Raw genomic sequence first — 19,455 nt, 5'->3', positions numbered from 1 at the left:
TTCTCACCAATCTGATCGGAGAGCCACCCGCGTACACCCTTGATGCCTTCGCACTGTTGTTCGCGGTTTTCATGGGCGGGCTGGCGATAGTTGGGTTTGTAAGGTTTCTAAGACGCCGGCTCGGTTAGCGCGATTTCTCCCTTTTCGCCGACGGTCTGATTGCCCGTCCCTAGGCCAGACCAAACTCCGCTTTCAGATCGAGGAAGGTCGCTTTCCACCCTTGGCGGGCTGCTGGGTTGTCCACCGTGGAACCTGCAACTCACCCCGCCAGGGCCGCCTTCTTCTCTTCCAGCTCCAGCCAGTCCAGTTCGGCGGCTTCGAGGTCGGCGCGGGCTTTCTCGGCGGCCTTCATGGCGCGGTCGAAGGCGGCGGGGTCGCGGGTGTAGAGGGACTGGTCGGCGAGGATGGCGTCCTGCCTGGCGATCTCGACCGGCAGAGTCTCCATCAGCTTCTCGACCTCTTCCAGACGACGCGCGTCTTTATACGAGAGCTTCGCAGTCTTCTTGGGGGCGCGGTCAGAAGGCTCCGCCTTCTCGACCCGACGCGCCCCTGGGGCCGTTTCCGCGTGGGTCGGCGGGGGCGCGAGGAAGGTCGGGTTCTGGCGCAGGAAGTCCTGCCAGCCGCCGGGGGTTTCGACGATGTCGCCGCGTCCGTTCATGGCGATGGTCGAGGTGGCCAGGCGGTCGACGAAGTCGCGGTCGTGCGACACCAGAATCAGGGTGCCGTCATAGCCCTCGAGCAGCTCTTCCAGCTTGTCGAGGGTGTCCATGTCGAGGTCGTTGGTCGGTTCGTCGAGGACCAGCATGTTGGCCGGCTTGGCCAACGCCCTCGCCAGCAGCAGGCGGTTGCGCTCGCCGCCCGACAGGGTGGAGATCGGCTGGCGCAGCTGGCTTTCCTGGAACAGGAAGTCCTTGGCGTAGGCGGCGACGTGCTTGGAGAAGCCGCGCACGAGGATGCTGTCGCCGCCGCCGGGCGTCAGGGCGTCCCACAGGGTCATGTCCGACTTCAGCCCCTCGCGCGACTGGTCCAGATAGACGGGCTCCAGATTGGCGCCGAGGCGGATGGTCCCCTCGTCGGGGGCCAGCTCGCCCAGCAGGGTCTTGACCAGGGTGGTCTTGCCCGCGCCGTTGGGGCCGACGATGGCCAGACGGTCGCCGCGTATGACGCGGGTGGTCAGGTTCTTGAAGATGGTGCGGTCGCCAAAGACCTTGGTCACGCCCTTCAGCTCGGCCACCAGCTTGCCCGAGACGGCGCCGGAATCCACGCCCAGATAGAGGTCGCGCGGGACGTCCTTCATCTTCTCGGCGCGTTCGGCGCGCAGGGCGGCCAGGTTGCGGGCGCGGCCCTCGTTGCGGGTGCGCCGCGCGGTGATGGAGCGGTAGAAGGTCTCGGTCTCGCGCTCGATGGTCTTGGTCAGCTTTTCGAGGGCGAGGGCTTCTTCTTCCTGAACCTTGGCGGCCCAGTCGTCGAAGGCGTCGAAGCCCTTGTTCAGGGTGCGGACGCGGCGGTTGTCCAGCCAGTGGACGGTGTTGGTCACCTTGTTCAGGAAGGCGCGGTCGTGGCTGACCACCAGAACGGCGAAGCGGGCCTGAACCAGCTCGTTCTCCAGCAGTTCGATGGCCAGGATGTCGAGGTGGTTGGTGGGCTCGTCCAGCAGCAGGACGTCCGGCTCCTCGGCGAAGGCCTTGGCCAGGGCTGCGCGGCGGGTCTCGCCGCCGGAAAGGCCCCGGGTCGACTTGGACGGCGACAGGCCGAAGGTCTCAAGCCAGCTCTCGGCGGTCCAGCGCTCGGCCCCGCCCGAGGCGGCGTAGTCCAGCAGGGTGTCGCCGGTGATGTCCGGCTCCTGCGCCACATAGGCGAAGCGGGTGCCGGCCTGGACGGCGCGGTCGCCTGAATCCGGCTCGATCAGGCCCATGACGATCTTCATCAGGGTCGACTTGCCGGCCCCGTTGCGGCCGACCACGGCGGCGCGGCTGCGCGGCTCGACCGCCAGATCGACACCGTCGAACAGCGGGCGCTGACCATCCTGCAGACGGACATCCTTGAGGGCGACGAGAGGGGGACGAGCAGCCATGGCGGGGCCTATAGCGCGGCCCGCGCCCGACCGCCACGCCCGACGCGACGGGGCGTCAGGCGAAGCGGTCGACGGACTTGCGGCGCTTGCGGCTGAACGGGTTGTGGCCAAGGCCCAGGACATCGCAGAGCGTCGTCAGCGCAAGGAGGCCGCCGAACCACAGGCCGCCCCAGGCGAAAAGGTTGCGGTTGTAGGGCGGTGGCGCGTCTTCGGCGATGAGCGCGATGAAGAAGACCGCCAGCGGGACCAGCCAGCTTCGGACAAGGACGAGGCCGGAGGCCTGTCGTGGTCCGGCCACGACGGCTGCTGTTGCGGACAGCAAGAGCACGGCAAGAGCCGGGCCAGCGAGAACCGGGAAGCTCTGGGACTGGTCGGCCAGGACGGCGCCGATGGTCGCGGCGATGGCCAGCAGGGCGCCGCTCCGCTTATGGCCCTGGTCGTCGGCGGGCCAGCGACGGTTCAGATAAAGGCCGCCCGCGGCGAATGCGAGCAAGCCAGTCATGATCGTCAGTTGCAGGGCATGACGGTCGGCGGTGGCGAAGCCGCTGATGAACCAGAGGGGCAGGAAGAGCGGCGCCCAGGCCCAGAGCCGGGTGAGACGCTGGGACCATGGATCGTCGTCAACCATGACCACTGCCCAGGCCGCGATCGCAAGCCCGGTCAAACCGAAGATCGCCTGCACAACGGGGGCTGCGGCGGCGCTGAGGTCCGTACTGATGAACGACGCGATAAGGATCAGCGCGGCGGAGGCCGGGACCCAACCTGAGCGTATCCAGAAGCCGGGTTCGCGGCTTATGTCGTTGAGCCGTTTCCAGCGCGGCAGAACGAGGAGGTGATGGGCGGCCAGGGCGAGCAAGGTCGAGGAGATCAGTCCTGCGGCGAGGCCGGTCATGAAGCGGACGCCGCCAGCGCCGGCCGGCGCCTCCGACGCTGCGTAAAAGCCCGCAAGCAGGGTGATGGCGATAATGAACCAGCAACTGGTCGCTCCCAGGCGCGGACGTGACAGATAGGTCCGCCACCAGGCGACGGAGTCCGCGTTGAGGTAGCCGAGGACGTAGGGAGCTTCCTGATCGATGCGCGCCAGAAGGTCGGCGATGCGGCGTCCCAACTCGGGTTTCAACCGGGCGTCGAGGCGCATTCGCCAGCCGACCGGTCGGCTCAGGGCCATGTAGGAGTCATGAGCCGGTGAATCCGGGTTGCGCAGGCGACGGATCGTCTCGACATCCTCGCGGTGCTGCAGGGCGGCGAGGCCGGGGTTCCAGTGGTCGCCGACGGGGCGGTGGTCCCAGCCGAAGAAGGCGATGGTCGGCTCCAGCAGGGCCTCGAAGGCGGGGCCACGCTGGGCCGCCAGCTGGCCCAGCCAGTGCTCGGTGGAATCGTGCACGTCGAGGGCGCCGAGCGCGGGCGAGCGGAAGACGGCGACCAGGGCGGTCAGGACGGCGTCGTCGTCGGGCGCCGGTCGGCGCAGGGCCTCGCTCAGGGCGTCGCAGCGGCGCTGGTGCTCGTCGCGGTCAGCGCGGTCGCGGGCCATTTCCGCGACCAGGACGGGGTCTTGCGGCGAGGCGTCGGTCGAGGGCGTCGCGGGAGGAGGGGCGTGGTTCTCGCCGACGGGCGCGGCGGAGGCGTCCAGCCCCTCGTCGACGGCGTCGTCTTCATTCCAGCCGTTGTCGGCCTCCCAGGCGGCGTGACGGGCGTGGTTCAGGGCCTGCTCGAAGGCCGCGCGAAGAGCCTGAAAGCCTTCGGGATCGTCCTCGGGATGGACGATCTTGAGTCGCCGGGCGTAGGCGCGGCGGATCTCGCGTTCGTCGGTCGAGGGGGAGATGGCGAGCTCGCGCCAGATGGAGGTTCTCACAGCCAGGTCGCGCCTTCGAACTGGTCGAGGACCTGGGTCAGCTCGGCGCGGCCGTGTTCGATCTCACGCGGGTCCTGACGCTCCAGGATGAAGGTGAAGCGGTCCAGATGCTGGCCGATGAAGTGCCGCTGGTCGCCCAGGGAGTCCTCGTAGCAGCGGGCGGCGCGGGCCAGGACGACACGGTTCACGTCAGCGTCGCGCGGGTGGTGCTTCAGCGCGGCCAGGGCCTCGCGGCGCTTCTGGAAGTCGGCGCCGGACATGACGTCCTCGTCGGCGATCACAAGTTCGCGGCGCTCGCCGGTCTTCGGCACATGGACGTCGACTTCGAGCAGGCCGTTGATGTCGTGGGAGAAGCGGACCTCGATGGCGATTTCGCCGGCCGGGGCGGCGGGGACGGCCACGTCAAGCTCGCCCAGGCGGATGTTGTCGATCACCGCCCGGGATTCGCCCTGATAGATGGGCAGCTTCACCTGGCGCTGGTTGGCTTCCATGGTCGAATAGACCTGGATGCGGCTGGCCGGGATGACGGTGTTGCGCTCGATGATGGGTGAGAAGACGCCGTGACGGACCATGCCGCCGGGGCCGCGCTCGCTGACCTCGACGCCCAGGCTGTAGGGGCAGACGTCGGTCAGGACGACCTCCTTCAGGGCCGTGTCGCGCGCCTTGAGCCCGGCCTGGACCGCGGCGCCCAGGGCCACGGCCTGATCGGGGTCGACGGCGTTGGAGGGGAAGCGGCCGAACATCCGGGTCAGGGCGCGGCGCACGACCGGCATCCGCGTGGCTCCTCCGACCATGACGATCTCCTTCAGGCCGTCGGCGCGCAGGCCCGCGTCGCGCAGGGCCCGCAGGACGGGATCGCGCAGCCGGGTCAGAAGGCCGGAGCACATCTCTTCGAAGGCGTCGGCGGTGAAGCCGTGCTCGTAGCTTTCGTCCTTCCAGGTCACGGCCATCGAAGCGGCGGCGCCCTCGGTCAGGGCGCGGCGGGCGCGTTCGGCGGCGGCGCGGATGCGTTCGCGCAGGTGTGGGTCGGCCCGCTGTGCGGGCGACAGGCGGTCGCCCATGACCTTGCCGAAGGCCTCGATCAGCACCTGGTTGAAGTCCTCGCCGCCCAGGCGGTTGTCGCCGGTCGAGGCGCGGACCTCGATGACGCCCTCGAAGATCTCCAGCACAGAGACGTCGAAGGTGCCGCCACCGAGGTCGAAGACCAGGAAGCGGCTCTCATCGTCCAGTTCGTGAATGCCGTAGGCGAGGGCGGCGGCGGTGGGTTCGTTCAACAGACGCTCGACCTTGAGCCCGGCCAGTTCGCCGGCGCGGCGCGTGGCCTTGCGCTGCTTGTCGTTGAAATAGGCCGGGACGGTGATGACCGCCTCGGTCACCGGCTGGCCAAGGTAGGCTGCGGCGTCGTCAGCCAGGCGGCGCAGGACGAGAGCGGACAGCTCCTCGGGCAGGAAGGTGCGCTTGCCCAGCCTGGTCGGGCGGCTGGAGCCCATGTAGCGCTTGAAGGCCGTGGCGGTGAGTTCGGGGTGAGTGGACTGGCGCTCGCGCGCGGCCAGACCGACCAGAACCTCGCCGCTCGTTTCGTCCAGGCTGACTGCCGAGGGGGTCAGCAGGTGCCCCAGGCTGTTCGGGATCAGCTCCGCCTTGCCGTCGCGCCAGACGCCCACAGCGCTGTTGGTTGTTCCCAGGTCGATGCCGATAATCACGCTAAGCCCCCTTGTCGCGATGGCTGTCTGTAGCGGGGCGGTCCGGCGGGCGGCAAGTCGAAGTTCGTCGTTCGATGAAAATGGTTTGAAAGGAAACCGTCCGGTTGGTATGTAAAGCGACATGGACGCTCAGACCCGCCGCCGCGCGCCGGAAGCCACCCGCGCCGAGATCATCGACATGGCCATCGAGGCCGCCGCCGAGGAGGGGGCGACCGGGCTGAAACTGGACGCGGTGGTGGCGCGCCTGCCGTTCAGCAAGGGCGCCCTGCTGCATCACTTCCCGACCAAGCTGGCCTTGCTGGAAGGGGTGATCGACCATCTGGCGAACGAGATGACGGCGGCCATCCTGGCCGAGGCGGCGCGCGACCCCAATCCCTATGGCCGCAATGCGCGGGCCTATCTGCGGGCCACGGTCAACGAGCCGGTGACCGAGCGCGACGTCAGCATCGGCCGGGCGGCCCTGGTGGCCTGTGCGGTGGAGCCCAGCCTGATCGCGCGCTGGCGGGCGGCGATGCGGACCCTGGCCGAGGACGACCCGGTCGATCCGGCGGGCAAGGATGACGCCCTGATGCTGCGGCTGATCGCCGACGGCCTGTGGATGAGCGACCTGTTCGGCACCCATGAGGTCTCGCCCGAGCAGCGCCGCGCCCTGCTGTCCCTGCTGACGCCGGGCAGCATCCTGACCGAAGCCCAGGGTTTCGAATGAACCCGACCACCTGGGCGGCCCTGCTGGGCGCCATCGGCTTTGAAGTGCTGGGCACCACCCTGTTGCAGCAGTCGCAGCAGTTCACGCGACCCTGGCCGACGGCGGGGCTGGCGCTGTGCTACGGCCTGGCCTTCTACCTGCTGACCATCGCCCTGAAGCAGATGCCGGTGGGGCTGGCCTACGCCATCTGGAGCGGGCTGGGGGTGGTGCTGATCTCGGTGATCGGCCTGTTCCTGTTCAAGCAGAAGCTGGACCTGCCGGCCGTGGTCGGTCTGGTGATGATCGTCGGCGGGGTGGTGGTGATCAACCTCTTCTCGAAGAGCGTGACGCACTGAAGGGCGACAGGGGCGTGCAGGGGGCGTATAGGCCCCGCCCATGAAACCCTTCTGGGAAACAACGCCGCTGACCGAGATGTCGGCGACCGAGTGGGAGAGCCTGTGCGACGGGTGCGGTCTGTGCTGCGTCATTCGCTTCGAGGACGAGAACACCGGCGAGATCGTGCCGACACGGGTGCACTGCAAGCTGTTTGATCCGGACCGCTGCACCTGTTCGGACTACGCCAACCGGCAGGAGCATGTGCCGGACTGCATCAAGCTGACGCCCGGCAAGATCGGGGGGCTGCGCTGGCTGCCGCCGTCGTGCGGCTATCGCCGGGTGCATGAGGGGCGGGGTCTGGCCTGGTGGCATCCGCTGATCTCGGGCGATCCCGAGACGGTGCACACGGCGGGGGTGTCGATCCGTCGCCAGACCATTTCGGAGACGGCGCTGGCCACCGAGGAGGATGCGCTGGATTTCGAGGCGCCGGAGTGGATGCTGGAACGCGGGTCGAAAAACCCCGGCCGATAACGTTTCGTTCGCCGGTATGAGCGAGAAGGAAGGCTAGGAAGGGGGCGCCTTTGTCATTCACCAGCAAGAGCATCGAGGCGCTTGACGCCCCGGCCGGGCCTTTCCATCGCCTGGTCGACCTGGCGGCGACGGTCTTCGACTGCCGGGCGGCGGTGGTGACCCTGCTGACGCCGACCGAGGCGATCATCCGTTCCAACGCGGGGCTGTGCTCGACGCGGACCCCGCGGGAAAACAGCCTGGCGCTTCTGGTGACCGAGATGGGACGCGGGGCGGTGCTGGTGATTCCGGACACGACGCAGGACCCGCGTGTCAGGGACCATCCGATCGTGACGGGGCAGGCCAATCTGAGGTTCTTCGCCGCCGCCACCCTGTGCGGGCCGGACGGTCTGCCGATCGGGGCGCTGAGCGTCCTGCACGACCACAGCCTGCCCATGCCGAGCGACCGCGAGCTGGAGCAGCTCAAGCTGCTGGCCGGGATGGCCGAGGACATCATCGCCGGCATCGAGGCGGCGCGCATCCGCGACGAGCGGCTGGAGACGCTGCGGCTGGTCGAGCAGATGTCGGGCGTCGGCCACTGGCGGCTGGAACGCAACACCGGCGTCGTCGAGTGGTCGGACGAGGTCTATCGCATTCACGGGGTCGAGCGGGAGAGCTTCAACCCCAATCTGCACAGCGCGCTCGACTTCTATGTCGACGAGGATCGAAAGACGCTGGCCGATCTGATCCAGCGCGGGGTGGAGCATGGCGAGGGCTATCTGGCCAAGCTGCAGATCGTGCGGCCGGATGGTGAAGAACGGCGGATCCTGACCCACGCCGAGACCGAGGTCGATGAGACGGGCCGGGTCGTCGCCATGTTCGGCGTCTTTCAGGACGTCACCGAGCAGGAGAAGGTCCTGGCGCGGTCCCGGCGCGACGAGGGGCGCTATCGCCTGCTGGCCGAGAACATCGGCGACGTCATCACCCGCGTGAAGATGGACGGGTCCAGCAAGTATATCTCGCCGGCCATCCAGCAACTTCTGGGCTGGACCTTCGAGGAGATGAGCGGGCAGTCGACCGACTACGTCCATCCGGAGGACCGCCATCTGGTGCTGAAGGCGATCGGCGAGGCGGTGAAGACCGGGACGCCGACGCGGCTGGAGCACCGCGCCGTGCACCGCAAGGGTCACACCATCTGGGTCGAGTGCACCTTCAAGGCGCTGAAGGACGAGAACGGCCACGTCGACGACGTGGTGGTGGTGATCCGCGATATGACCCAGCGCAAGGTGCTGGAGGACGAGGTCATCGAGGCCAAGGAGCGGGCCGAGAAGGCGGCCCAGGCCAAGAGCGAATTCCTGGCCAACATGAGCCACGAACTGCGCACGCCGCTGACCAGCGTGATCGGCTTCTCGGGCCTGTTGCAGGGGTCGGAGGCCCTGCCGGACGAGGAGCGGACCTATGTGGAGCGTATCGCCACGGCGTCGGAGGCCCTGCTGGGGGTGATCAACGACATCCTCGACTATTCCAAGCTGGAAGCGAACGCGATCGAGATGGACCCCGAGCCCTTCCAGGTCGCGGCCCTGGTCGACGGGGCGGCGGCCATCGTCGAGGGTCAGTGCCTGGCCAAGGGCTTGAGCCTGAAGGTGGTGGCCGACGCGGCCCTGCCCGAGGTGCTGACCGGCGACGCCGGACGGCTGCGTCAGGTCATGCTGAACTTCCTGTCCAATGCGGTGAAGTTCACCGGCAAGGGCGGGGTGACGCTGCGGGTCGGGGGACGACCCGAGAGCGACGGCCGCTGGCGTCTGCGGGTGGCGGTGACGGACACCGGCATCGGCATTCCGGCGGAAAAGATCGAGGTCCTGTTCCAGCGCTTCTCGCAGGCCGACGCCTCGACCACGCGGGTCTATGGCGGCACGGGCCTGGGGCTGGCGATTTCGCGGCGTCTGATCGAGATCATGGGCGGCGAGATCGGGGTCGACAGCAAGCCGGGCGAGGGGGCGACCTTCTGGTTCGAGACGCCCCTGGCCCAGGGCGGGACGGTCGGGGCGCTGGCCGGCGGCGAGGACGAGATGGCGACCTCGGGCGGTCTGGCCGGCGGGCGCATCCTGATGGCCGACGACGCGCCGGGGAACCGCGAGCTGGTCAGCGCCATCCTGCGCGGCCTGGGGCTGGAGATCGATACGGTCTGCGACGGCGCCGAGGCGGTGCAGGCCATGCAGACGGGAAGCTATGACCTGGTGCTGATGGACGTGCACATGCCGGTCATGGACGGGCTGACGGCGACCCGGGAAATCCGGCGGATGCAGGCGGGCACCGGACACAGGACGCCGATCCTGGCGCTGACGGCCAACGTCCAGGCGGATCAGGTGGCGCGCTGCCTGGACTGGGGCATGGACGGGCATCTGGCCAAGCCGATCCAGATCCCGGAGCTGGCCGGGGCCCTGGCCCACTGGCTGGCGGGCGGCGATCCGGCGGCCCTGGCGAGCTAGGCGCTTTTGCTCCTCGCCATTCATGGGGAGGTGGCGCGGACGCGCAGCGGACGTGACGGAGGGGGCGACGCCGCCTTGTCCGCATTTGCGCCCCAGATCGCCGACCGCGACGCCGCCCCCTCCACCGCTACGCGGTCCCCCTCCCCATGAATGGGGAGGAAAGAGACGCCATCCTGCGTCGGCTGTCGCAGTCGGCGGGCGCAAACCCAGTAAGTTCCCGGGATTGATCCGTGCGCGCGGCTGTTCGCCAGCCTGAGGACGCTGGTCGGCTATGGTTCAGGCATGGCGGGAAAAAGGGACGAGGCGGGGTGGCTGGAGGCGGTGTTCGACCGGCTGAAGGCCCTGACCGACGAGGCGATCGCCGTGGTGGCCGCCGCGGAGCCTCCGGCCGACGTGGCCGAGGCCGAGAAGCGGGCGCGGGCCGTGGGCGTCCTGGCGCGGACGGCCAAGGCGGTGGCGGCCTTGACGATGAGCCCCGCCCGCAAGAGCCGGACCCCCGAAGAGGATGAGATGAGCGAAGACGATCGTGATGTCAGCGACGCCGAACTGGCCGGGCTCCAGGCCGAATTCTTCGCCCGTGTCGATCATCTCGTCGCAGCCTTCGAACGCAAGTCTCTGGCTGCGGGACTGGGTCGAGAGCCTGCCGCGCGAACAGCAGGCGGCGGCGCTGAGGGCGGCGATGAAGGCGACGCCGAGGCTGAACGACGAACAGATATGGCCGCGTGAGGCGGACTGGCGCACCTGGGTGCTGCTGGGCGGGCGGGGGTCGGGCAAGACCTTCGCCGGGGGCTTCTGGCTGAACGAACTGGCGCGGGAGAAGGACTGGACCTTTGCTCTGGTCGGGCCGGCGCTGCACGACGTGCGCGAAGTCATGGTCGAAGGGCCGTCGGGGCTGAAGGCCCAGGCGGCGCGGGACAACCGGCCGCGCTGGGAGGCGGGAAGGCGGCGGTTGATCTGGCCGAGCGGTTCGGCGGCCTACGCCTTTTCGGCGGAGGACCCGGACAGTTTGCGAGGGCCGCAGTTTCATGCCGCCTGGGCGGATGAGTTCTGCGCCTGGCGGCACGTGGAGGCGACGCTGTCGAACCTGAGGTTCGGCCTGCGGCTGGGGGCGGACCCGAAACTGGCGATCACCACGACGCCGAGGCCGATCGCGGCGCTGCGGCGGTTACTGGCCGAGCCGGGGGTGGTGAAGGCGCGGCTGGCGACGGCGGCCAATGCCGACAATCTGGCGCCGGGGTTCCTGTCGCATCTGAAGGCCCTCTACGCCGGGACGCGGCTGGAGGCGCAGGAGATGGAGGGGCTGATCGTCGAGGCCGACGGCGCCCTGTTCCGGGCCGAGGATCTGGCGCGGGCGCGCGGGCATCGACCGGCGCGGTTCGAGCGGGTGGTGGTGGCGGTGGACCCGCCGGCCAGCGCCCACGGCGACGCCTGCGGCATCGTGGTGGCGGGAAGGAAGGACAAGACCGGTTATGTGCTGGCGGACCGTTCGGCGCGGGGCCTGTCGCCCGCCGGATGGGCGAAGCGGGTCGCGGAGACGGCGAGAGAATTTGAGGCCGACCTGGTGCTGGCCGAGGCCAATCAGGGCGGGGAGATGGTGCGGACCCTGCTGGGGCAGGCGGACTGTCCGGCGCAGGTGAAGCTGGTCCACGCCAGCCGGTCCAAGAAGGCGCGGGCCGAGCCGGTGGCGGCCCTCTATGAGCAGGGGCGGGTGGTCCACTGCGGGGCCTTTCCGGCGCTGGAGGAAGAGATGATGGCGCTGGGGAGCGAGGCGGCGGGGGCGAAAAGCCCCGACCGCGCGGACGCTCTGGTGTGGGCGCTGACCCACCTGCTGCTGGCCGGGAAGACGCAGCCGAGGCTGCGGGCGCTCTAGCCTTTCCTCCCCATGCAATGGGGAGGTGGATCGGCGGCGCAGCCGACGAGACGGAGGGGCGGGCAGACGCCTGGCTCGACCGAGCCCCTCCACCGCTACGCGGTCCCCCTCCCCACGCTGTGGGGAGGAAAAAGATAATGGAGAACCACATGGATTGGCGACGACCGTTCGGTCGGCGGCGCGTAGCTGCGCCTGAGGTCAAGGACAGCCGGGCGGGGCCCCTGATCGCCCTGACGGGGGCGGGCCGGGCGCGGTGGACGCCGCGGGACTATGCGCATCTGGCGGAGGAGGGGTTCGCGAAGAACGCCGTGGCCTATCGCTGCGTGCGGATGATCGCGGAGGCGGCGGCCTCGACCCCGCTGGTGGTCATGGTTGGGGGCGTGCGAACGGCGGAGCATCCGCTAGCGCGGCTGCTGGCCAAGCCCAATCCTGAGCAGTCGGGCGGGGAGTTGATGGAGGCGCTGTACGGCGCGCTGCAGACGGCGGGGAACGCCTATGTCGAGGCGTCGGGGGACGCGGACGGGGACGGCGCGCCGGATGAGCTGTGGGCCTTGCGGCCCGACCGGGTGAAGGTGGTTCCGGGGCGGGCGGGCTGGCCCGAGGCTTATGAGTATGCGGTCGGCGGGCAGGCGGTGCGGATCGCGCGGCATGGCGACGGCTGGTCGCCGGTCATGCACCTTAAGCTGTTTCACCCGACCGACGATCACTACGGGTTTTCGCCGCTGGAGGCGGCGGCCTTCGCCATCGACGTGCACAACGCCTCGGGGGCCTGGAACAAGGCGCTGCTGGACAACGCCGCGCGACCTTCGGGCGCTCTGGTCTATGGGGCGAAGGACGGCGAGCGACTGACGGGCGAGCAGTTCGAGGCGCTGAAGGCGGAGCTGGGCGAGGCCCATGCGGGGGCGCGAAACGCCGGACGGCCGCTGCTTCTGGAAGGCGGACTGGACTGGAAGCCGATGAGCCTGACGCCGCACGACATGGACTTCATCGCCGGCAAGCACGCGGCGGCGCGGGAGATCGCCCTGGCGTTCGGGGTGCCGCCGCAGCTGCTGGGGATTCCGGGCGATGCGACCTACGCCAACTATCGCGAGGCCAACGCCGCCTTCTGGCGAGCGACGGTGATCCCGCTGGTGAGGAAGGCGGCCGGGGCGATGACGGGGTGGCTGGGCGGGCGGTTCAGCGACTGCCGCATCGAGCCGGACCTGGATGCGGTCCCGGCGCTGCAGGTCGAGCGGGATGCGCTGTGGGCGCGGCTGAATGCGGCGAGCTTCCTGACGGATGAGGAGCGGCGTCGGATGGCGGGGGTGGGCGTGTGATGGACCAGGTGAAGAAGATCCCCGTCGCCCTGATCGCGGCCTTGCTGGTGCAGACCATCGGCGGGCTGGTCTGGGCCGGGGGCGCGGCGGCGCGGATCGCGACCCTGGAGCAGAGGGTCGGCGAGCAGAGGCTGGTGGCCGAGCGGCTGGCGCGGGTGGAGGCCCAGGGCGAGGCGGTGCGCGCGACGGTGGACCGGATCGAGCGGCGGCTGGAGGAGAAGTGATGCGAGATTATCCGATCCTCCCCTGCGGAGCGGGGGAGGGGGACCATCCGCAGGCTGGTGGAGGGGGCGGACCCGTCCAGCAGGTTTACCGCGAAGACGGTCGGGGCCTGATGTTGAAGTCGCGCTTGGGAGCCGCCCCCTCCACCGCTGCGCGGTCCCCCTCCCCCGCAAGCGGGGGAGGATCGCTCTCGATCCAAGGCTACGCCTCGCTGTGGGGCGCTGCCGACCTGAACGGGGATGTCGTGGCCCGGGGGGCGTTCGCCGACAGTCTGGCGAAGACGGGCGCGGGCGGGGTGCGGATGCTGCATCAGCACGAGAGCCGCGCCGTGGTCGGCGTCTGGGACGAGGTGGTCGAGGACGAGCGGGGCTTAAGGGTGCGCGGACGCATCCACGACTGGTCGGGCGAGGCGCGCTATGCCGCCGCCCTGACGCGGGCGGGGGCGCTGGACGGGTTGTCGATCGGGTTTCGCGCGGCGAAGGCGCGGCGCGAGGGGCGGTTGCGGGTGCTGAGCGCGGTGGAGTTGTGGGAGGTGTCGCTGGTGACCTTTCCCATGCTGCCGGGGGCGCGGTTCAGGATGGAGGCGTCTGGCCTGACTTGAAGAAGGGAATGGACAAAAGGCCGAACAGGAAACCGCCGAGGTGGGCTTCCCATGCGAGGCCGCCTTGACCTCTGGCGAGAAAAACCAGGAGGAAGACGAGCGCAAAAAGAACCGCGTTAGTGATGGCGAAACTACGCACGACGCGCAGCACATGGCGAGATCGGAGAGGACGAAGCTCAGCCTCAGAACCGATCCGGGCCGCGGCGCCCCACAGTCCGGATACAGCGCCGGAAGCTCCGAGCATAGGAACGACGCCGGTAGGGTGGATCGCCAGGTAGAACAGGCCCCCAACCAGACCGCTGGCGAGGAAAAAAACAAGGTAGAGCAGCCATCCTTGAAGGGACAGGCCAAGGCGAGAGATGAGAAGCGGGCTAAGGGCGAACAGGGCGGAAACGTTCATCAAAAGGTGACTGACGCCGCCATGCGCGAACATGTGGGTCAGAAGCGTTTCGAAACGGCCCTGAGAAAGGGCTTGAGCGGAGACTGCTCCGTGCAGGGGATCGCCCGACGCCAGTTGGACGACGAAGGCGATGACGAGAACGCCGCCGAGAACAAGTCCCGGTTGTTCCATCGGCATGACGCGAAGGGGCGCCTTTAGGCGGCCGTCCGTGGCGCGTTGAAGCGTAGACCGAATCTCGAGCTGGTCTGAAGAATCCGGCGTCATGCCCGGGGCGCTTTCGGCAGTCGGGTCAGGACGCCGCTGATGACCAGGGCGATGAAGATGAAGCCGAAGGGCAGGTGCAGCCAGTCGAGGCCGAAATGGTCACGAAGGACGGGAGTGAGCACCGACAGGATGACGACCAGGCCGAAGATCCCGTAGCCGACGCCAGCCGCCAGCTTGATGCGCGGCGGCAGATTCAGGGCAGCGATGATGTCCGAGCCCGGCGAGGTGTCGGCGGGCGGGCGGCCGGGGCCGAGGAGGGCGCCGTTGGGACCGAAACCGAAGCCGTCGGGCGGCGGCGTTTGCAGGTCAAGCAGGGGGCTGTCGGGCAGGGTTCTAGCCGGATCGAACAGAACGGATTCTCCCGCTTCGTCGATCAGGAAGACGTCCTCGAATGGGACGGTCGCGAAGTCGACGGCGCGGGTGTCCTGATCATAGCTGAAGCCGTGCAGGGCGATGAGACGGCCCTGACGAAGCTCGACCTGGAAGGCGACGGGATCGGACAGGCCGTCGATCACGGCGTGGGTCGTGCCGAACAGGCCGGTCGCCTCGGCGTCGGACGCGGGCCGACGGCGGTCCACGATCAGTTCAGTCAGCAGACCGGCGCTGGTGTTGCGGCGCAGGCCCGGGAGGCTGTCCTCGACCTGACCGGCGAGGTCAGGTGCGGCGTCGCGCAACTCCCAGGCCAGGGCGTCGAGGACGGCGCGTTCGAGCGGGGTGAGGGCGGACCGCACGGCAGGTTCAGTCGGCCTGGCTCTGGATATCGTCGGCGGTCGCCTGCAGTTCTCTGAGGGCTGTGGAGCATTCTTCTCTGGTTATGGTCTTCGCTTCCGGAGATTGCTGGCCACTTTCATAGGCCTCTTCGAGCAGGCCTTGGACCATCAGCGTGGCGAAGTCGGCGTCTTCCGGGGCGGCGAACTGGCTGCGGAATTGTTGAACGACTTCGGGCGGAAAGAAGTGTTCGCATGACCCGAAGGTTTCGAACGTCTGCATCAGCAGGGGCACGACCTGCTCAACCTGGGCAGGGGTGAGGTCGCCGGTCGGCGCGGGCGAGGCCGACTGCACGAGAAGCGCGCCCGACAGCGCGATTGAGAGACTGAGCATTGGCCTGTGGTCCCCAGAGATTTCGCGGATCGGTAGCACGGTTCGGCGATGAGGCAACCGCCTTGCAGTGAGGTTTCGGGCTGTCAGGCTCGGATGACGGCGCACCGGAGGACGGGCGCAAACACCGGAGAGAGCATGAAAGAGACCAAGACCGCCTCGGCATCGCCCGAGGCGCGCGCCGCCATGCATGAGATGATGGCGGCGTTCGAGGCGTTCAAAGGGGCCAATGACGCCCGGCTGGACGAGATCGAGAAGAAGGCGTCGGCCGATGCGCTGCTGGAGGAGAAGGTGGCGCGCATCGATCAGGCGGTGGCGGGGGCGCAGGCGCGGCTGGATCGCGCGCTGAGCGAGGGGCGTCGTCCGATGTTGGGCGCCGAGCCCGCTGTCGTGGCGGCGGCGCCGGAGGCCAAGGCGGCGTGGGACGGCTATATGAAGTCGGGCGCTTCGCATGGTCTGGAGCTGAAGGCGGGGCTGTCGTCGGCGTCGAACTCGGCGGGCTATGTGGTGCCGCCGGAGACGGAGCGGGCCATCGAGCGACGTCTGATGGCGGGCTCGCCGATGCGCGAAATCGCCACGGTGCGCACGGTGGGTTCGGGCGTGTTCAGGAAGCCGGTGTCGACGGCGGGCGTGACGGCGGGCTGGGTGGCCGAGACGGCGGCCAGGCCCGAGACGGACCCGGCGACCCTGGCCCTGCTGGAGTTCTCGTCGGCCGATCTCTACGCCTGCCCGGCGGCGACGCAGAGCCTGCTGGACGACGCCCTGATCGACCTGGACGAATGGCTGGCGGCCGAGGTCGAGGACGCCTTTGCGGCGCAGGAGACGGCGGCCTTCGTCAGCGGCGACGGGGTCAACAAGCCGAAGGGCTTCCTGGCCTATGCGACGGCGACGGAAGGCAGCCAGACCTGGGGCCAGATCGGCACGGTGGCCTCGGGCGCGGCCGGCGCCTTCGCCTCGACCAGCCCGGCGGACAGGCTGATCGACCTGATCTATGCGCCCAAGGCCCAGTATCGTCCGAACGGGCGTTTCGTGATGAACCGGCGCACGGTCTCGGCGGTGCGCAAGTTCAAGGATGCGGATGGCAACTACATCTGGTCGCCGGCGACACGGCCGGGCGAGACGGCGAGCCTGCTGGGCTATCCGGTGACCGAGATCGAGACCATGCCCGACGTGGCGGCCAACAGTCTGTCGATTGCGTTCGGGGACTTCTCGCGCGGCTATCTGATCGTGGATCGCGCGGGGGTGCGGGTGCTGCGCGATCCCTATTCGGCCAAGCCCTATGTGCTGTTCTACACGACCAAGCGCGTGGGCGGCGGGGTGCAGAACTTCGACGCGATCAAGCTGATGAAGTTCGCGGCGAGCTAATGGGCTGAAGCTGAGCCCTCTCCCGGCGGGAGAGGGCTTGAGCCTCCAAGAGCGAAGCGATTGGCAAGGCGAAAGGGTGAGGGGCTGGTGAATCAGTCGGCGTGAGCCGCTGCGCGGCGGCTTACGCCGACGGAGGCCGGGAACCCTCATCCGGCCCTTCGGGCCACCTTCTCCCATCGGCAGAAGGGCTGCAGAAAACATTGGAGATTTAGGCATGACCGCACCCGTGAGCCTCACGGAGGCGAAGCTGTTCCTGCGCGTCGAGCATGAAGCGGAGGACGGGCTGATCCAGACCCTGATCGACGCGGCGAGGGCGCGGGTGGAGGGGGAGGTGGGGTTGAGCCTGACCTCGACCTCGCCGGCGCCGCTGCGGCTGGCGGTGATGATGCTGGTGCTGCGGGCCTATGAGCGGGGCGAGAGCGAGATGTCGGCGGCGCCGGTCGAGGGGTGGATCGCGCCCTATCGCGTGGTGCGGCTGTGAAGGTCGTCGCGAGCCTGGTGCGGCCGGTGGAGGCGGAGACGCCCTATGGCGGGCGGGTCGTCAGCTATGAGCCGGTCGGGTCGCTGTGGCTGAGCCTTGGCGCACGGCGAAGGCGCGAGCGCACGGAGGGCGGCGTGACGCGGAGCGTGGAGACGCTGGGCGCGACTGTGCGGGTCGACCCGCGACTGGCCGAGGGACTGATCGTGCGCTTCGGCGGGGCGGACTGGGGCGTCGTCGGGGTCGAGGCCGATCCGAAGGCGGCGGGCAGGGTGCGGCTGAATCTGGAGCGGGCGCGATGAAGGATCACGAAGGGGCGTTGGTGAAGGCCTTGATCGAACATCTGCGCGGCGACGGGGCCTTGCAGGCGCTGCTGGGCGATCCGGTGAGGGTCTGGGACCAGCCGCCGGAGGGGGCGGCGTTTCCGCATCTGCTGATCGGCAAGGGCGAGAGCCGGGGGCTGAACGCCGACGGGGGCGGGGTAGAGCATCGGCTGATGCTGACCTGCGCCAGCCGCTTCGCCGGCATGGAAGAGGCGCGGGCCGTGGCGGCGGCGGCAAGGGCGCGGGTGGCGGATGCGCCGGTCGAGGCCGACGGGGTGAGGGCGGTCAGCCTGGGCGTGACCTTCACCGACGTGTTTCGCAGCGCGGATTTGAAACGGGCCTGGGCGGTGATGCGGCTGCGGGCGGTGACGGAAGAAACCTGAATCCTCTCCCGGCGGGAGAGGGCTTGAGCGCACGAGAGCGAAGCGATCGTTCTGGCGCGAAAGGGTGAGGGGCGACGGGCCCAGTCGGCGGTCGCCGTAACGCGACGGCTTGCGCCGACGGTTAGGGGCGACCCTCATCCGGCCCTTCGGGCCACCTTCTCCCACCGGGAGAAGGGAACGGCAAATGAAGTGAGGGAAACATGACGACGCAACGGGGCAAGGACATCTTGCTGAAGATCGAGGGCGCCGCTGGCGTCTTCACGACGGTGGCGGGGCTGAGGGCGCGGACGATCTCGCTGAACGCCAGGACGGTGGACGCGACGGACGGCGACAGCGCCGGGCGCTGGCGCGAGCTGTTGGCGGGCGCGGGCGTGAAGTCAGCGGCGGTGTCGGGGCAGGGGATCTTCCGCGACGCGGCGTCCGACGCCCTGATCCGCGAGGCCTTCTTTGAACAGGCGGCGAAGACGTGGCGGCTGATCGTGCCGGACTTCGGCGTGCTGGAGGGGGCGTTCATCGTGGCGGCGCTGGAGTACGCCGGCGAACATGAGGGGGAGGCGAGCTTTGCGCTGAGCCTGGCGAGCGCGGGCGAGATCGGGTTCTCTGTGGTTTAGAGGCGGCGGAGCGTGGTCCAGTCGATTTTGACGAACCACATTTCGCGGTCGTTCGGGGCGGGCACGCTGACGAGACCGAAGGCCAGGTAGCCTTCAACCTCGAAGTCGTCAGGTTCGAGAATGGTGACGCGACCCCCGACACTCGCACCGACTGAATCAGCGATGTGTTCGAAGGCTTGGCCATCCAGCCAGAGGAGCCAAGCCTGATCGGTGACCGACAGGGCATTGAAGTCAGTCTGAAGTTTCAACATGGCGCGAGGCTATCGCGTGGGGTGGGAAGCGCAATGGTTTCAGCGAACGGCGTGCGGGGCGAGGCGGCGGCGGTGCTGGCGGGGGTGGAGAGGCGTTTGTGTCTGACGCTGGGGGCCCTGGCCGAGATCGAGACGGGGCTGGGCGTGGCCGGGATGGCGGCGCTGGCCGAGCGGATGAAGGCGCTGTCGGCGCGGGATCTGATGGTGGTGCTGGCGGCCCTGCTGCGCGGCGGTGGCGAGGGGGCGTTGGCGGACGGGCTGGCGGGGGCTGCGGTCGATCCGCGCGAGGCGGCGGAGGCGGTAGCGAAGGCGTTTGCGGCGGCTGCCTGATGACGCCCCAAGACCGGCAATGGAGCGAGATGATGCAGGCGGCGGCGCGGATGGGCGTGGGGCCGGAGGGGTTCTGGCGGCTGTCGCTGAAGGAATGGCGGATGCTGACGGCGGGGCCGGTTCAGGCGGCGCCGCTGGGGCGGAGCGAGCTGGAGCGGATGCAGGAGATGTGGCCGGATTGATGCGGATTTCCTCCCCATTTCATGGGGAGGTGGCGCGGGCGCGCAGCGTCCGTGAGGGAGGGGGGGGGCGGCGGGACGTCGGGAGAGGGCGGCGACGCCCCCTCCACCACTTCGT

23 protein-coding genes are annotated in these 19,455 nt (G+C 69.0%); 16 read left to right on the top strand and 7 right to left on the bottom strand.

Going from position 1 to position 19,455, the window contains the following annotated elements:
• Positions 1 to 259: 259 nt before the first annotated feature.
• Genes ACZ5XO_RS12130 through ACZ5XO_RS12120 form a run of 3 tightly spaced genes read right to left on the bottom strand, consistent with a single transcriptional unit; the run spans position 260 to position 5,629 of the window.
• Entirely contained in the window at positions 260 to 2,074 is a 1,815-nt protein-coding gene (locus ACZ5XO_RS12130) for an ABC-F family ATP-binding cassette domain-containing protein (RefSeq protein ID WP_464162594.1), read from the bottom strand.
• Positions 2,075 to 2,129: 55 nt separating this feature from the next.
• Positions 2,130 to 3,926 carry a hypothetical protein gene (locus ACZ5XO_RS12125; RefSeq protein ID WP_464162593.1) on the bottom strand — a complete coding sequence of 599 codons (1,797 nt, stop codon included), beginning with the start codon at positions 3,924 to 3,926 and terminating at the stop codon, positions 2,130 to 2,132.
• Positions 3,923 to 5,629, bottom strand: a complete 1,707-nt coding sequence (locus ACZ5XO_RS12120) for an Hsp70 family protein (protein WP_464162592.1) — start codon at positions 5,627 to 5,629, stop codon at positions 3,923 to 3,925. Before ACZ5XO_RS12120 ends, ACZ5XO_RS12125 begins: the two co-directional genes overlap by 4 nt.
• Before the next feature lie 121 nt (positions 5,630 to 5,750).
• Here ACZ5XO_RS12120 and ACZ5XO_RS12115 point away from each other — a divergent pair, with 121 nt between their 5' ends.
• The 9 genes from ACZ5XO_RS12115 to ACZ5XO_RS12075 all read left to right on the top strand — a co-directional run bounded on the left by ACZ5XO_RS12115 (position 5,751) and on the right by ACZ5XO_RS12075 (position 13,655).
• Complete coding sequence (locus tag ACZ5XO_RS12115; RefSeq protein ID WP_464162591.1) at positions 5,751 to 6,335, top strand: TetR/AcrR family transcriptional regulator; 585 nt, start codon at positions 5,751 to 5,753, stop codon at positions 6,333 to 6,335.
• A complete protein-coding gene (locus tag ACZ5XO_RS12110; RefSeq protein ID WP_464162590.1) occupies positions 6,332 to 6,670 on the top strand; it encodes a DMT family transporter in 339 nt (112 codons plus the stop codon). Before ACZ5XO_RS12115 ends, ACZ5XO_RS12110 begins: the two co-directional genes overlap by 4 nt.
• A gap of 40 nt (positions 6,671 to 6,710) precedes the next feature.
• Entirely contained in the window at positions 6,711 to 7,181 is a 471-nt protein-coding gene (locus ACZ5XO_RS12105) for a YcgN family cysteine cluster protein (protein WP_464162589.1), read from the top strand.
• A gap of 50 nt (positions 7,182 to 7,231) precedes the next feature.
• Positions 7,232 to 9,646 (top strand): ATP-binding protein, encoded by a 2,415-nt coding sequence (locus tag ACZ5XO_RS12100; protein ID WP_464162588.1) that lies wholly within the window; start codon positions 7,232 to 7,234, stop codon positions 9,644 to 9,646.
• Positions 9,647 to 9,928: 282 nt separating this feature from the next.
• Entirely contained in the window at positions 9,929 to 10,372 is a 444-nt protein-coding gene (locus tag ACZ5XO_RS12095) for a hypothetical protein (RefSeq protein WP_464162587.1), read from the top strand.
• Complete coding sequence (locus ACZ5XO_RS12090) at positions 10,326 to 11,516, top strand: DNA-packaging protein (RefSeq protein ID WP_464162586.1); 1,191 nt, start codon at positions 10,326 to 10,328, stop codon at positions 11,514 to 11,516. The genes ACZ5XO_RS12095 and ACZ5XO_RS12090 overlap by 47 nt, the downstream gene beginning before the upstream one ends.
• A gap of 149 nt (positions 11,517 to 11,665) precedes the next feature.
• Positions 11,666 to 12,832, top strand: coding sequence for a phage portal protein (locus ACZ5XO_RS12085; RefSeq protein ID WP_464162585.1), 1,167 nt, complete (start codon positions 11,666 to 11,668; stop codon positions 12,830 to 12,832).
• Complete coding sequence (locus ACZ5XO_RS12080; protein WP_464162584.1) at positions 12,832 to 13,056, top strand: hypothetical protein; 225 nt, start codon at positions 12,832 to 12,834, stop codon at positions 13,054 to 13,056. Before ACZ5XO_RS12085 ends, ACZ5XO_RS12080 begins: the two co-directional genes overlap by 1 nt.
• 110 nt (positions 13,057 to 13,166) lie before the next feature.
• Positions 13,167 to 13,655 (top strand): HK97 family phage prohead protease, encoded by a 489-nt coding sequence (locus tag ACZ5XO_RS12075; RefSeq protein ID WP_464162583.1) that lies wholly within the window; start codon positions 13,167 to 13,169, stop codon positions 13,653 to 13,655.
• Here the strand turns inward: ACZ5XO_RS12075 and ACZ5XO_RS12070 are convergent.
• From ACZ5XO_RS12070 to ACZ5XO_RS12060, 3 genes are read right to left on the bottom strand one after another with little or no spacing between them, the layout of a single operon-like run.
• On the bottom strand, positions 13,627 to 14,319 hold the full coding sequence (locus ACZ5XO_RS12070; protein WP_464162582.1) for a rhomboid family intramembrane serine protease: 693 nt from the start codon (positions 14,317 to 14,319) through the stop codon (positions 13,627 to 13,629). The genes ACZ5XO_RS12075 and ACZ5XO_RS12070 overlap by 29 nt on opposite strands.
• Positions 14,316 to 15,050, bottom strand: a complete 735-nt coding sequence (locus ACZ5XO_RS12065; protein ID WP_464162581.1) for a hypothetical protein — start codon at positions 15,048 to 15,050, stop codon at positions 14,316 to 14,318. The genes ACZ5XO_RS12070 and ACZ5XO_RS12065 overlap by 4 nt, the downstream gene beginning before the upstream one ends.
• Before the next feature lie 7 nt (positions 15,051 to 15,057).
• Complete coding sequence (locus tag ACZ5XO_RS12060) at positions 15,058 to 15,420, bottom strand: hypothetical protein (RefSeq protein ID WP_464162580.1); 363 nt, start codon at positions 15,418 to 15,420, stop codon at positions 15,058 to 15,060.
• Between the two features lie 135 nt (positions 15,421 to 15,555).
• On the opposite strand from ACZ5XO_RS12060, the gene ACZ5XO_RS12055 reads away from it, so the two are divergent.
• From ACZ5XO_RS12055 to ACZ5XO_RS12035, 5 genes are all read left to right on the top strand, one after another.
• A complete protein-coding gene (locus tag ACZ5XO_RS12055; RefSeq protein ID WP_464162579.1) occupies positions 15,556 to 16,782 on the top strand; it encodes a phage major capsid protein in 1,227 nt (408 codons plus the stop codon).
• A gap of 214 nt (positions 16,783 to 16,996) precedes the next feature.
• On the top strand, positions 16,997 to 17,263 hold the full coding sequence (locus ACZ5XO_RS12050; RefSeq protein ID WP_464162578.1) for a head-tail connector protein: 267 nt from the start codon (positions 16,997 to 16,999) through the stop codon (positions 17,261 to 17,263).
• Positions 17,260 to 17,562: a head-tail adaptor protein gene (locus tag ACZ5XO_RS12045; protein ID WP_464162577.1), complete on the top strand. Its 303-nt coding sequence runs from the start codon at positions 17,260 to 17,262 to the stop codon at positions 17,560 to 17,562. Before ACZ5XO_RS12050 ends, ACZ5XO_RS12045 begins: the two co-directional genes overlap by 4 nt.
• Complete coding sequence (locus tag ACZ5XO_RS12040; RefSeq protein ID WP_464162576.1) at positions 17,559 to 17,966, top strand: DUF3168 domain-containing protein; 408 nt, start codon at positions 17,559 to 17,561, stop codon at positions 17,964 to 17,966. Before ACZ5XO_RS12045 ends, ACZ5XO_RS12040 begins: the two co-directional genes overlap by 4 nt.
• Positions 17,967 to 18,166: 200 nt before the next feature.
• Positions 18,167 to 18,577: a phage major tail protein, TP901-1 family gene (locus tag ACZ5XO_RS12035; protein WP_464162575.1), complete on the top strand. Its 411-nt coding sequence runs from the start codon at positions 18,167 to 18,169 to the stop codon at positions 18,575 to 18,577.
• On the opposite strand, the gene ACZ5XO_RS12030 is transcribed toward ACZ5XO_RS12035, so the two are convergent.
• Positions 18,574 to 18,828: a hypothetical protein gene (locus ACZ5XO_RS12030; protein WP_464162574.1), complete on the bottom strand. Its 255-nt coding sequence runs from the start codon at positions 18,826 to 18,828 to the stop codon at positions 18,574 to 18,576. The genes ACZ5XO_RS12035 and ACZ5XO_RS12030 overlap by 4 nt on opposite strands.
• 33 nt (positions 18,829 to 18,861) lie before the next feature.
• On the opposite strand from ACZ5XO_RS12030, the gene ACZ5XO_RS12025 reads away from it, so the two are divergent.
• Together ACZ5XO_RS12025 and ACZ5XO_RS12020 are read left to right on the top strand one after the other, a co-directional pair.
• Positions 18,862 to 19,158 carry a GTA-gp10 family protein gene (locus ACZ5XO_RS12025; protein ID WP_464162573.1) on the top strand — a complete coding sequence of 99 codons (297 nt, stop codon included), beginning with the start codon at positions 18,862 to 18,864 and terminating at the stop codon, positions 19,156 to 19,158.
• Entirely contained in the window at positions 19,158 to 19,340 is a 183-nt protein-coding gene (locus tag ACZ5XO_RS12020) for a phage tail assembly chaperone (RefSeq protein WP_464162572.1), read from the top strand. The genes ACZ5XO_RS12025 and ACZ5XO_RS12020 overlap by 1 nt, the downstream gene beginning before the upstream one ends.
• Positions 19,341 to 19,455 lie beyond the last annotated feature (115 nt).

It is taken from the genome of Brevundimonas sp. T2-11 (assembly GCF_055397675.1).
Note: the sequence above shows the minus strand (reverse complement) of the source record. Positions and strands in the feature narration are given on the sequence as shown.

Coding starts and splice junctions, on each gene's coding strand:
- ACZ5XO_RS12055 (WP_464162579.1), top strand. CDS start 15,556: ATGAAAGAGACCAAGACCGCCTCGGCATCGCCCGAGGCGCGCGCCGCC.
- ACZ5XO_RS12035 (WP_464162575.1), top strand. CDS start 18,167: ATGACGACGCAACGGGGCAAGGACATCTTGCTGAAGATCGAGGGCGCC.
- ACZ5XO_RS12115 (WP_464162591.1), top strand. CDS start 5,751: ATGGACGCTCAGACCCGCCGCCGCGCGCCGGAAGCCACCCGCGCCGAG.
- ACZ5XO_RS12070 (WP_464162582.1), bottom strand. CDS start 14,319: ATGACGCCGGATTCTTCAGACCAGCTCGAGATTCGGTCTACGCTTCAA.
- ACZ5XO_RS12105 (WP_464162589.1), top strand. CDS start 6,711: ATGAAACCCTTCTGGGAAACAACGCCGCTGACCGAGATGTCGGCGACC.
- ACZ5XO_RS12095 (WP_464162587.1), top strand. CDS start 9,929: ATGGCGGGAAAAAGGGACGAGGCGGGGTGGCTGGAGGCGGTGTTCGAC.
- ACZ5XO_RS12085 (WP_464162585.1), top strand. CDS start 11,666: ATGGATTGGCGACGACCGTTCGGTCGGCGGCGCGTAGCTGCGCCTGAG.
- ACZ5XO_RS12060 (WP_464162580.1), bottom strand. CDS start 15,420: ATGCTCAGTCTCTCAATCGCGCTGTCGGGCGCGCTTCTCGTGCAGTCG.
- ACZ5XO_RS12040 (WP_464162576.1), top strand. CDS start 17,559: ATGAAGGATCACGAAGGGGCGTTGGTGAAGGCCTTGATCGAACATCTG.
- ACZ5XO_RS12110 (WP_464162590.1), top strand. CDS start 6,332: ATGAACCCGACCACCTGGGCGGCCCTGCTGGGCGCCATCGGCTTTGAA.
- ACZ5XO_RS12130 (WP_464162594.1), bottom strand. CDS start 2,074: ATGGCTGCTCGTCCCCCTCTCGTCGCCCTCAAGGATGTCCGTCTGCAG.
- ACZ5XO_RS12030 (WP_464162574.1), bottom strand. CDS start 18,828: ATGTTGAAACTTCAGACTGACTTCAATGCCCTGTCGGTCACCGATCAG.
- ACZ5XO_RS12075 (WP_464162583.1), top strand. CDS start 13,167: ATGTTGAAGTCGCGCTTGGGAGCCGCCCCCTCCACCGCTGCGCGGTCC.
- ACZ5XO_RS12050 (WP_464162578.1), top strand. CDS start 16,997: ATGACCGCACCCGTGAGCCTCACGGAGGCGAAGCTGTTCCTGCGCGTC.
- ACZ5XO_RS12025 (WP_464162573.1), top strand. CDS start 18,862: ATGGTTTCAGCGAACGGCGTGCGGGGCGAGGCGGCGGCGGTGCTGGCG.
- ACZ5XO_RS12080 (WP_464162584.1), top strand. CDS start 12,832: ATGGACCAGGTGAAGAAGATCCCCGTCGCCCTGATCGCGGCCTTGCTG.
- ACZ5XO_RS12020 (WP_464162572.1), top strand. CDS start 19,158: ATGACGCCCCAAGACCGGCAATGGAGCGAGATGATGCAGGCGGCGGCG.
- ACZ5XO_RS12090 (WP_464162586.1), top strand. CDS start 10,326: ATGAAGGCGACGCCGAGGCTGAACGACGAACAGATATGGCCGCGTGAG.